Raw genomic sequence first — 1,968 nt, forward strand, 5'->3', positions numbered from 1 at the left:
GTGCTGGAGGTGCCCAGTTGGAATGTTTGCACGAGTTCTACCCCCCCCCCCCCCCCCCCCCCCCCCCCCCCCCCCCCCCCCCCCCCCCCCCCCCCCCCCCCCCGGCCCGGGGGCCGTCGCGCTGCTTCTACTGCGCGCGGTCGAAGTCGATGGCGCTGTAGGCGCGCAGTTTCGAGAGGCGGTGCGTCGAGTCGATCTGGCGGATCGTGCCCGACTTAGAACGCATCACCAGGGACTGGGTGGTGGCGGTCTCGGAGCGGTAGCGGACGCCGCGCAGCAGCTCGCCGTCCGTGATGCCGGTGGCGACGAAGAACACATTCTCGCCGCTGACCAGGTCGTTCGTGTGCAGTACGCGGTCCAGGTCGTGACCCGCGTCGAGTGCCTTCTGGCGCTCGGCCTCGTCCTTGGGCCACAGCTTGCCCTGGATCGTGCCGCCGAGGCACTTGATCGCGCAGGCCGAGATGATGCCCTCGGGCGTGCCGCCGATGCCCATGAGCAGGTCGACGCCGGTGCCCTCCCGCACGGCCATGACCGAGCCCGCGACGTCGCCGTCCGAGATGAACTTGATGCGGGCGCCGGTCTCGCGGATCTCCTTGACGATGCCCTCGTGGCGCGGGCGGTCGAGGATCATCACGGTGACGTCTTCGGGCGTCGAGTGCTTGGCCTTGGCGACCCGGCGGATGTTGACCGAGACGGGGGCGTTGATGTCGACGAAGTCGGCGGCCTCCGGACCGGTGACCAGCTTCTCCATGTAGAAGACCGCGGACGGGTCGAACATGGTGCCGCGGTCGGCGGCGGCGAGCACGGCGATGGCGTTCGGCATGCCCTTGGCGTTGAGCGTGGTGCCGTCGATCGGGTCGACGGCGATGTCGACCTCGGCCCCGGTGCCGTCGCCCACACGCTCCCCGTTGAAGAGCATCGGGGCTTCGTCCTTCTCGCCCTCACCGATGACGACGATGCCGTTCATCGATACGGTCGAGACGAGCGTCCGCATGGCCTTCACCGCTGCGCCGTCCGCGCCGATCTTGTCACCGCGGCCGACCCACCGCCCGGCGGCCATGGCGGCGGCCTCGGTGACCCGGACGAGCTCCAGGGCCAGGTTGCGGTCGGGGGCCTCGGGTGAGACCTCGAGCTGAGACGGAAGATGGTGCTCGGTCATCGGAGCGCACCTTTCTGTACGGCGACGGCCGGAGTGTAGAGGGTGGGGCCGACTCTATCGGTACGTCGACAAAATGAGCAGAGGGGGGCACGTATGAGCGGCATATCGGGATGAGATGCCCCTCGCGCGGGCCGTCGCCGGGCATGGGGGACCATGGGGGTGTGGCAGGTATGAAAGGCAAGCAGACGGTCCGGGACATGGTGCTGTCGATGGCGGCGATCGGTGTCGTCGTCGCCGGTGTGTACACCCTCGTCCCGCACGACGACTCGGCGGACCCGGTGCGGCCGGTTGACTACCGGGTCGAGCTGATCACGGCCCGGCGCGCGGCGCCGTACCCGGTGGTGGCCCCCGTGGGGCTTCCGGACACCTGGAAGCCGACGTCGGTCTCGTACGACCGGCAGGAGGCCGACGCCTGGCACCTGGGCTTCCTCGACCCCGAGCGGGAGTACATCGCGGTCGAGCAGTCGAGCGGGCCCGCGGAGAAGTTCGTCCACGAGGTCAGCCAGCGGGCGACGAGGACGGAGAAGACCGTGCGCATCGGCGGCGACACGTGGCAGCGCTGGGAGGGCCCGAAGTACGACGCGCTGGTGCGCGAGGAGAAGGGCGCGACCACGGTGGTCACGGGGACGGCGTCGCAGAAGCGGCTGGCGGAGATGGCCGGGGCGCTGGACGCCGAGAAGGCCTGACCGCGCTCGTACGTACGACGGAGCCGGCGGCACCCCCCGGTGGTGCGGCTTCTTTCTGCCCCCCGCCACCCGCCCCAAAAGTGGTTTTCCCTCCCCCTCGTGAAAGGGGGGGGGGGGAGGGGA

General features: G+C 70.4%; 2 protein-coding genes. One reads left to right on the forward strand and one right to left on the reverse strand.

The window, feature by feature from the left end:
• Positions 1–127: 127 nt before the first annotated feature.
• Positions 128–1,159, reverse strand: coding sequence for a class II fructose-bisphosphatase (gene glpX, locus AC07FK_RS33845; protein WP_453406263.1), 1,032 nt, complete (start codon positions 1,157–1,159; stop codon positions 128–130).
• 170 nt (positions 1,160–1,329) lie between these two features.
• On the opposite strand from glpX, the gene AC07FK_RS33850 reads away from it, so the two are divergent.
• The gene (locus AC07FK_RS33850; RefSeq protein ID WP_479108744.1) at positions 1,330–1,845 is read left to right on the forward strand and encodes a DUF4245 domain-containing protein; all 516 of its coding nucleotides are present in this window, start codon (positions 1,330–1,332) and stop codon (positions 1,843–1,845) included.
• Positions 1,846–1,968 lie beyond the last annotated feature (123 nt).

The sequence above is a fragment of the Streptomyces sp. NPDC046122 genome (genome assembly GCF_056429965.1).